The sequence below is a fragment of the bacterium genome, assembly GCA_040753555.1.
GTDB lineage: Bacteria > UBA9089 > UBA9088 > UBA9088 > UBA9088 > JBFLYE01.
The window spans coordinates 1-8,206 of the sequence record JBFMDZ010000095.1 but is presented as its reverse complement, the minus strand read 5'-3'; the positions used below and the strand labels follow the sequence as shown (position 1 = coordinate 8,206).

The window sequence follows — 8,206 nt, the reverse complement described above, 5'->3', positions numbered from 1 at the left end:
TCTCTTTAAGTATCTTACAATCTTTACATATCTCTTTGTCTTTCATATCTTATTTATCGGCATTTTTAAGAAAAAGATTGAGAAAAATTTAACATATCCCTATAATAGAGGCTGAATAGTTACTAAAAAAATTGGTTATCTTTCAAGTATTGTTTTTGGGATTGTAAATCTATTTCCACTGGTTCTTCTTTTGATGGGTAAAACACCTTATGTTGATAGACCATTCTTTAATGGCTGGATAACTTTATCGCTGATTTATTTTAGTTATCGAGCCTATAAATTGCCCAAAGAAAGAATTAAAGAAAATGAATGACAAAAACCTAGTTGGCTGTTTATAGATGTATAACTATGAAAACCAAGTGGCGAGAAAAATTAAAAGGTGATCCCATTCCATGGTTGTTAGAAAGCAATCCATGGACAAAATATAAAGTTTTAACAGAACTTCTACATAAATCTGACTCCTCATCTGCTGTTATTAATGCAAAACAGGAGTTGATTGACCATCTCCAGATACAAGATTTAATAGAAGAAGCAAAGGATTGGTTACCTAAAGTTCCTACCCGGAACAATGACTCAACTATTAGTTACTACAAACTTCGAATGTTAACAGATTTTGGACTGACCATAAATGACTTTGGTATGAAAGAGATATTTGAGAAGGCAACAGCTCATAAAATCAACAACTTGTTTGCATCTCGTGGTAGTGAACCGATCAAACCTCAAAAAGATAAACTCAACCCTCATGCAGATACATGGCACATTTCACCTTGTAATGCACCCATTATAACTTATTCACTTTTATGTTTAGCTCCGAATGATTCGCAAGTTAAAAAAGCTGTTGAAGAATTGAAAAAGAAATGGACTAACAAACAAGGATGGTTCTGCCACTATTTTTTTGTTGAAGGTCAATTTAAAAAATTACAGGTGGGATGCCCAATGGCTGGACTAATGGCGCTTGAAGTGTTCTCAAAAGTTCCAGAACTAAAAGAATCGCTCTATGCTCAAAATGCCTATCATCCACTAAAATTCCACTATGAGTATGGAAAAACTATCTATTATTTTGGTCGTTCTAAACGTTTCTGGACCTTAAAATATCCCTTTATATGGTATAATGCATTGTATTTAGCAGAGGTGTTAACTCGTTTTAAATTTGTAAGAAATGAAAAGTTAGTCAAAGAATTAGTTGAGTGGATAGAGCACTCGCAGGATGAACAGGGACGGTTTATACCAACATCTATGTTCACGCATTACAAAAATTGTGATTTTGCTAATAAAAAAGAGCCATCTCCGTGGATTACTTTTCTATGCTGTAGAATATTAAAGAGGTGGTATGGTTAATATGAAGCAAAATTGAGGAAGTAGGTCTAACAAATTTCCTGAAGAGAAAAACAAATTGATTAAAGGAAGGGGCAGAGTGTGCTAAGAAGAGAGGAGTTAAATATTGCGATGAATGTAAGCAATGGCCGTGCGAATTTTTGAAAAGACCTGTCTTTGTTCCGGCAAATTTAAAAGAATTTAAAGAATTCATGAAAAAACACGAAAAGTGAACCAATTTATGGCAAAAGAAGAACACAAAGCACCATGGGAATGCACCTATGCAAAAGAAGATAAAAGTAAATGTAAAGCCGGAAACAAACCAAGATCTGATCAAGAATATTTTGAAATTTTGTATTTGTGCATCTTACAAGCTGGTTTGAATTGGGGTATGGTTAGAAAGAACTGGCTAAAAATAAAACAAGGATTTTACAATTTCAATATCAACAAATTATCTAAAACAACGATGAGTGAGCTTATTAAAAGACCTGGAGTTTACAATAACAAAAATCAAAAATAAAGTGGGAGTAATTGTAGCTAATGCAAAGGAATTTCAAAAGATAAAACAAAATTTGGGAGCTTTCTCAAATTTCTTAAAATCATTGAAGAGATTGGCAGACAAAGAAGTGATTAAACAGCTAACAAAACAATTCAAACATATAGGAAAATACACGGTAGAATATTATTTGCATTGTGTAGGATATTGGGAATAAACTATTATTTTAATAGTGGCTTTAGGGTGGAATGCTTCGTCGCTGTATAGTTAGAAAGACTAAAAATGAGTAAACAAAGCGAAAGATTAAACGCCATCAAACGCTTACAAACACTGCGGAACATCGGTCCTAAAATGGCAGAGAAACTTTATGCTTTGGGGGTTAAAACACCTGAGCAGATGATGAAGGAAGACCCAGAAGAGTTATTTGAACGATTGAAGATTATTGATAATAATGTAGACCCTTGTGAGTTATATGTATTCAGAGGAGCTATTTTAGATCTTCCTTGGTGGGAATGTAAAAATCTTACCAAAAGAAAAAAGTCAAAAAACAGAAGGAGGTGAAAAGTATGCCAGATAAAAAGTTAGCACCAGTGTGTGGACTATACTATATTGTGGAACCTGTGAATACTTGGAAAAGCAATGCCAGGGATGTGGCAATGTAGCTGGCAAGCCATTCTGGACTCTACAGATGAAGGTTGAAATTTGTCCAATGTATGATTGCTGTATCAACAAGAAGCAATTAGAGCATTGTGGGCTATGCGATGAATTTCCCTGTGAGACATTTAAGCTCTACGACCCATCTCTTGGGGAAGAAGAAGGAAAGAAATTGGTTCTTGCCCGGCAGAACGAACTTTTGAGAAGAAAGGAGATCGGAACAGAAAAGTGGCTTGAGGAGAAAGAGGCTTGCAAAAAATAGGGAGGATACTTATGGAATCCAAGATAAGCTTGATAATTAGTTTTCTATTTGTTGGTCTACTGGAGATTGGACTTTCGATCCCTCTCATACTGGAGAAAGTTCCACCAAATTACTTGTATGGATTTAGAACTAAAAAGACTTTATCAAATAAAGAAATATGGTATAAAGCGAATAAGTATACAGGGAAAGATCTATTAGTAATAGGTCTAATACTTCTGGTAGGGGCTCTTATATTATTGATATTTAGAGCTAAATTGTCAGTTCTTGTAATCGATTATGTTGGTTTAGTATTAATCTTAATCCCTCTCTTAATAGTTCTGGTGAGAGGGTTCAGGTATCTGAGCAAGCTATGAGCATTAAAGCTTCCATGGTAAAATTTAGCAAGAGAGAATTTAAGTCAATTTTATGAGATTTTGAAAGAGTCTAATTTAGGGGTATTATGAATATAGAGCAAAATGAAATATCTTTTGAGGAGACTTATTACCGCACTGTACAGTTTATATATTCTATAGCCTATCGCCTTACCGGCCAAGAAGAAAATGCCAGAGATTTAGTACAGGAAACATATATCAAGGCATGGAGTAAATGGGATCAGTGCCAGCACAAAGATAAGCCTTTACCTTGGCTCAGGAGAATATGCATAAACACTTTTATTGACCAGAAACGAAGAGAGATCGATATCACTTCTCTGGAAGGATTAGAAGAAGAAGGTAAAACTGTAGAGTTTGTGTCTGATCTTCCTTCACCCGAGGAGGAAATTGAAGCAGATGAAATGATAAAACAGGTTAAGGAATATTGTTTCACTGCCATCACTACTAAACTTCCTCTTTATCAACGGATTGCTTTTGTCTTAGTGGATATCTTTAATTTGAATATTGAGGAGGTAGCTAACTTATTGAATCGATCTGTTTATGCTACCAAAGCCTTACTCCACCGTTCAAGAGAAAATATCAACGCTTTTTTTGGCAATCGTTGCAGTCTTATTGCTCCTACCAATATCTGTAAATGCAAAGCTTGGCTCTCTTTTATGGGCCATGCTGCGGAGTTAAAAGAAAGAGCGCGGCCTGAATTTGCTCAAGAACCCAACTTTACTGACCCTCAATACAAAAATCAGAGCAGACCGGAGACGATGCAAAGAGTAATCTTCTTTTTTAAAAACCTACCCTTCTTAAAACCCCAGGAGGACTGGCTTAATGAAGTTGCTACCTTGCTGCGAAAACGCTACAATTTAAACCGCATCTTAAAGCAGAATCATTCGTCTATATTCTTAAGAAGATGAAGAAGAAATTGAAGTTAATGCCTGCACCCTTTATCGGTTGTCGGTATGGCAAAGAGGAACCTTTAATCAATACCTGTAAACGGATTGGCGCAGAGGCAACCATCTTTGAGACCACAAGTGCTAAAAAAGGATACGAGGAATTAAAGAAAATGCTTTGCCAAGGCGAACCTGCTTTTATCTTTGTGGATATGGTTTACTTACCGTATATGGCTATTCCTGAGACAGCTCATTTTGGAGGTCATACCATTGTTGTCTTTGGCCTGGATGAAGAGGAGGATAGAGGAGCCAGTTCTATCTTAAACCAACAGGCTTTAAATGCTTTAAATCCTTTAAATGAAGTAGCTGAAATGTTTGAGGCCTCGGGAAAGGTTTGGAGTGAAATTGCAAAGGAATCTCTCCCTGATTCCTGGCATACGCTTAAAAAGATAAGAGAATTATCATTTGAGAAGAATAGAATTTTTGAAGAGCAAGAAGCAGGGGCTTTAGAAAAAAAATGAAAAAGATTAATGTAGAATTGGACGATTTGAGAAATAAAGCAGAAGAGGAATTAGAAAAAGAGGATATTGCCTCTTTATTGGAAAATTTGAGACAGAAGATACTTGAATGTTATGAAATAGAGAGAAAGGCATTCCAAGTATCAAGTATTAAGTATTAAGTGAGACCATAAAATGAAAGGAGGTGATTACGATGCTTAAATGGATATTGATCGTAGGTTTGCTAATCGGGGTTGTTCTTGTGGCTCTGGCATATCGGATAATGAAAGGTCCTGACCTTAGCAAATATGAGGCTCTCAAAGAACCACGCATAACCAAAATACCCAACCAGAGAATGCTGGTGGTTGAGATAAAGGGCGACCCAAACATTGTGGCTAAGAAGGCTTTCGCTACCCTGTTTAAAACCTATTACCGATTAAAGAATAATCCCAAGAGATTTCAGCTTGCCCCTTGTGCCCGCTGGCCATTATCACTGGATACTCCGAAAAGTGAATGGATTGGTCGCTATGGCTTACCTGTCTCTGAAACTGCCCAATTGCCGGATAATTTCAAGCAAAACCCCAATATGAAAGTTGAGATTAAAGACTGGGAATACGGGGATGTTGCCGAGATTCTTCATATTGGCCCTTATAGCGAAGAGGCTCCCACCATAGAAAGACTACATAACTTCATCAAAGAGAATGGCTACAAAATAATCGGCGAACACGAAGAAGAATACCTTAAAGGCCCTGGGATGTTTGGAAAAGGCAACCCCAAAAAATACTACACCATTATTCGTTTAAAAGTCGCAAAGTAACTGTCCACCAATCTCATTTTCAAACAAAAAGAAAAGGAGGAAGCAATTTGGCAGAGCGGCTGGGAGATGTATTACCCTAAAGGAGTTCATAATCCAGACCATACGATACTTTGTTTGCGTCCAGTTGTTGCGAAATATTATCATCAGTTGAAGTTTGCTCAATTCAGTTTTACACCCAAATCATGAAATATGACAAGAGATAAAGTTCTTACCAAAGAACTCAAAAAGAGATGGATGATTATTCATACATTTGGACTTTGTGCAGATATAAATCCAAGAGTTTCTGTTAAAGCAATTGAAAAAGCAAAAGAGTTTCTAGAAGCAGATAGCGGGGCATGTCTATGGGACAGAACAATAATTTATCTTGGCTATATCGGTTCGCTATCAAAGGAATATGCTAGACAGATTTTTCCGGTTCTTGAAAAGGCATTGATTAAAGTTCCGGGTCAAACAAAGACCATCCTTGAAAGTTTCGAAAGGATGACTGTAGTAGAGGATGATGAAATAAATAGAAAGATTTTAGAGTACGCTCTAGAATATATGAATTATTCAAAATCATCTGTTCGTTCAAAAGCATCAAAAATTCAAAGGTTTCTGACTGAAAACAAACGATGATATGAGAAAAAAAACGATTGATGTAACTTTAAAGGAGGTTATTAGACTTTCAGAAGAAAAAGTACCATTTGCACAGTTAGATAAAATCTCTTATGAGATTAGCAAATCATTATTGGATACCCCCAAAGATGGATTTAAGTTAGTAGATAAATTGTGGAAGGAAGTAAGGAATAAAGAAGTAAAATCAAATATTGATCTGTTAAAGATCTCGGCAATGGTTGTGGTGCTTTCCAATATTCTAGGGATATTATCCCAAAAAGATTTTGACAAATCAATAGGTAAGATTGAAAGATACAATATTGAAGGTGGTGCATGGTATATCACAGATAATCTCGCTACAAGAGCAGTTAGGCATTGCTATAGCGCATCCCAAGATAAACTTGCAAATAGGGTTGAAACATGGATAAAGAACAAAAACAAGTGGCATAGACGACTTGGTATTGTATCTGCACTGGTGGGAGTAAAATATTGCGATATAGATGTTGAGTGGTGTCTAAATATTTTACAGGATATGATCCCCCAAGAGGAATTGATTGTGAATAAAGCTATTGCTTGAACATTACGAGACCTTTCAAAGAAATATCCTGATAAAATAAGGAGATTCATTGAGCAATACAGAAATTCTCAAGATAAACATATAAAATATATAGTTAAATATGGAGGAAGAAAACTCACATGGTAAAATTTAGTGAAAAAGAATTTAAGTCAATCTTAAACAGACATAAATTCATAGATAGCTGGTTCTGGGACAGATATAGCATTAATCCTTATAATGGCTGTCAATTTGGCTGTGTTTATTGCGATTCAAGGAGTGAGAAATATCATCTGCCTTTAGATTTTGAGAACAACATTGTTATAAAGAAGAATGTAGGCAAGATGCTTGATAAAAGACTGGCTAATGCAAGGACGCTATTGCCAGATGTTGTAGCATTATCAGGCACTTGCGACCCCTATCAACCAATAGAGACAAAATTTAAGAATACAAGACAATGTTTAGAAATTCTTGAAAAACATAAATACCCGGTGCATATTCTGACAAAATCAAGATTGGTCTTAAGGGATTTGGAGCTATTAGAGAATATTGGCAAAAATAATTGGAGTTGCGTCTCTGTAACTATTACTACGCTAAATTCTCAAACAGCAAGATTCTTAGAAGAGAAAGCCCCCTCACCAGAGATAAGATTTGATATAATAAAAACAATAAAAGACAAGACAAAGTATATTCAAGTAGGTGTATTACTTATTCCTGTTGTTCCATTGTTGGCTGATTCTGATAGTGATTTAGAAACAATGGTAGAGAAGGCAAAGAATAAAGGAGCAGATTATATTCTCTTTGGTGGAGGAATGACGATGAGGGATATGCAAGCAAAGTGGTTTCTGAAACATTTAAAAGAGATGTATCCAGAGTTTTTAGAAAGATACGAAGACCTTTATCAATTCAAATACAATCCTAATTTTTATGAGGGAACTTATGAGCCAAAGAAAAACTATACTCTGACGAAAAACAAAAAATTGTTTGCCTTATGCACAAAGCACAAAATACCTTACCGAATAAAACGATTTATTCCCGATGATTTTAGAAGAGAAAATTACCTAATTGCTGAGAAACTTTTAAATGAAGCCTACGAACTCCAAATACTTGGCAAAGCATGGAGCAATACCCACTGGGCAGGACAGAATATACAAAATCTAAAAGAACCCATTATAGATGTTGCCAAAAGAGGTGATTTACCGAAGATTAGAAATGTGAACGCTGAAATAGAGAAATTTATTAGAAAGGATTTGGAAAAGAATTAAAAAAACCGATAACACTTTACCCATCTGAAGTAAATTAGGGTGTAAGTAAGGAAAAATGGGAAAGTTGGAAATATTTCTCTTGACAAATGATTTTTATGCAGTTATAATGCATAAAAAATAGAAAATTTGTGTATTAAGAGATTAAACTATGGAACTTAAAGATATAAAACAGATCTTAATTGACCAAAAAGAAGAATTAGAAGATTCCTTAAAAGGGAAAAAGATTATTGAAAGAGAGGTTTTAGGGGAATATAAAAAATCTCTAAAATCCTCTTTAATCAAAATAATCACTGGACCAAGAAGAGCTGGGAAATCAGTTTTGGGCTATGAGATGTTAAAAGATAAAAATTTTGCCTATGTAAATTTTGATGATGAACGGCTTTTTACTTTAGAAACTAAAGACCTGAATTTAGTTCTTCAGACAATTTATGAGATATATCAAAAACCCGATTTTATCTTTCTTGATGAAATCCAGAATGTTAATAATTGGGAACTTTTT

The 8,206-nt window shown here is 35.1% G+C and carries 14 protein-coding genes; all 14 read left to right on the top strand.

The window, feature by feature from the left end; all coding sequences use genetic code 11:
- Positions 1 to 348 precede the first annotated feature (348 nt).
- Positions 349 to 1,338 (top strand): hypothetical protein, encoded by a 990-nt coding sequence (locus AB1630_08330; GenBank protein ID MEW6103799.1) that lies wholly within the window; start codon positions 349 to 351, stop codon positions 1,336 to 1,338.
- Positions 1,339 to 1,555: 217 nt separating this feature from the next.
- Positions 1,556 to 1,834 carry a DNA-3-methyladenine glycosylase I gene (locus AB1630_08325; GenBank protein ID MEW6103798.1) on the top strand — a complete coding sequence of 93 codons (279 nt, stop codon included), beginning with the start codon at positions 1,556 to 1,558 and terminating at the stop codon, positions 1,832 to 1,834.
- 1 nt (position 1,835) lies between these two features.
- Positions 1,836 to 2,027 (top strand): hypothetical protein, encoded by a 192-nt coding sequence (locus AB1630_08320; GenBank protein MEW6103797.1) that lies wholly within the window; start codon positions 1,836 to 1,838, stop codon positions 2,025 to 2,027.
- Between the two features lie 65 nt (positions 2,028 to 2,092).
- The gene (locus AB1630_08315) at positions 2,093 to 2,371 is read left to right on the top strand and encodes a helix-hairpin-helix domain-containing protein (protein MEW6103796.1); all 279 of its coding nucleotides are present in this window, start codon (positions 2,093 to 2,095) and stop codon (positions 2,369 to 2,371) included.
- Between the two features lie 31 nt (positions 2,372 to 2,402).
- Positions 2,403 to 2,726 (top strand): DUF3795 domain-containing protein, encoded by a 324-nt coding sequence (locus AB1630_08310; GenBank protein ID MEW6103795.1) that lies wholly within the window; start codon positions 2,403 to 2,405, stop codon positions 2,724 to 2,726.
- 11 nt (positions 2,727 to 2,737) lie between these two features.
- On the top strand, positions 2,738 to 3,079 hold the full coding sequence (locus AB1630_08305; protein MEW6103794.1) for an SdpI family protein: 342 nt from the start codon (positions 2,738 to 2,740) through the stop codon (positions 3,077 to 3,079).
- 86 nt (positions 3,080 to 3,165) lie between these two features.
- Entirely contained in the window at positions 3,166 to 4,005 is an 840-nt protein-coding gene (locus AB1630_08300) for an RNA polymerase sigma factor (GenBank protein ID MEW6103793.1), read from the top strand.
- The gene (locus AB1630_08295; GenBank protein ID MEW6103792.1) at positions 4,002 to 4,502 is read left to right on the top strand and encodes a BtrH N-terminal domain-containing protein; all 501 of its coding nucleotides are present in this window, start codon (positions 4,002 to 4,004) and stop codon (positions 4,500 to 4,502) included. The genes AB1630_08300 and AB1630_08295 overlap by 4 nt, the downstream gene beginning before the upstream one ends.
- The gene (locus AB1630_08290; GenBank protein MEW6103791.1) at positions 4,499 to 4,660 is read left to right on the top strand and encodes a hypothetical protein; all 162 of its coding nucleotides are present in this window, start codon (positions 4,499 to 4,501) and stop codon (positions 4,658 to 4,660) included. Before AB1630_08295 ends, AB1630_08290 begins: the two co-directional genes overlap by 4 nt.
- Positions 4,661 to 4,692: 32 nt before the next feature.
- A complete protein-coding gene (locus AB1630_08285) occupies positions 4,693 to 5,295 on the top strand; it encodes a GyrI-like domain-containing protein (GenBank protein ID MEW6103790.1) in 603 nt (200 codons plus the stop codon).
- Positions 5,296 to 5,484: 189 nt separating this feature from the next.
- Complete coding sequence (locus AB1630_08280) at positions 5,485 to 5,910, top strand: hypothetical protein (GenBank protein MEW6103789.1); 426 nt, start codon at positions 5,485 to 5,487, stop codon at positions 5,908 to 5,910.
- Between the two features lies 1 nt (position 5,911).
- Positions 5,912 to 6,466, top strand: a complete 555-nt coding sequence (locus tag AB1630_08275) for a DNA alkylation repair protein (GenBank protein ID MEW6103788.1) — start codon at positions 5,912 to 5,914, stop codon at positions 6,464 to 6,466.
- A gap of 119 nt (positions 6,467 to 6,585) precedes the next feature.
- Entirely contained in the window at positions 6,586 to 7,707 is a 1,122-nt protein-coding gene (locus tag AB1630_08270) for a radical SAM protein (protein MEW6103787.1), read from the top strand.
- A 148-nt stretch (positions 7,708 to 7,855) separates the two neighbouring features.
- Positions 7,856 to 8,206 (top strand): AAA family ATPase (locus tag AB1630_08265; protein ID MEW6103786.1); only part of this gene is annotated, 351 nt, incomplete at its 3' end.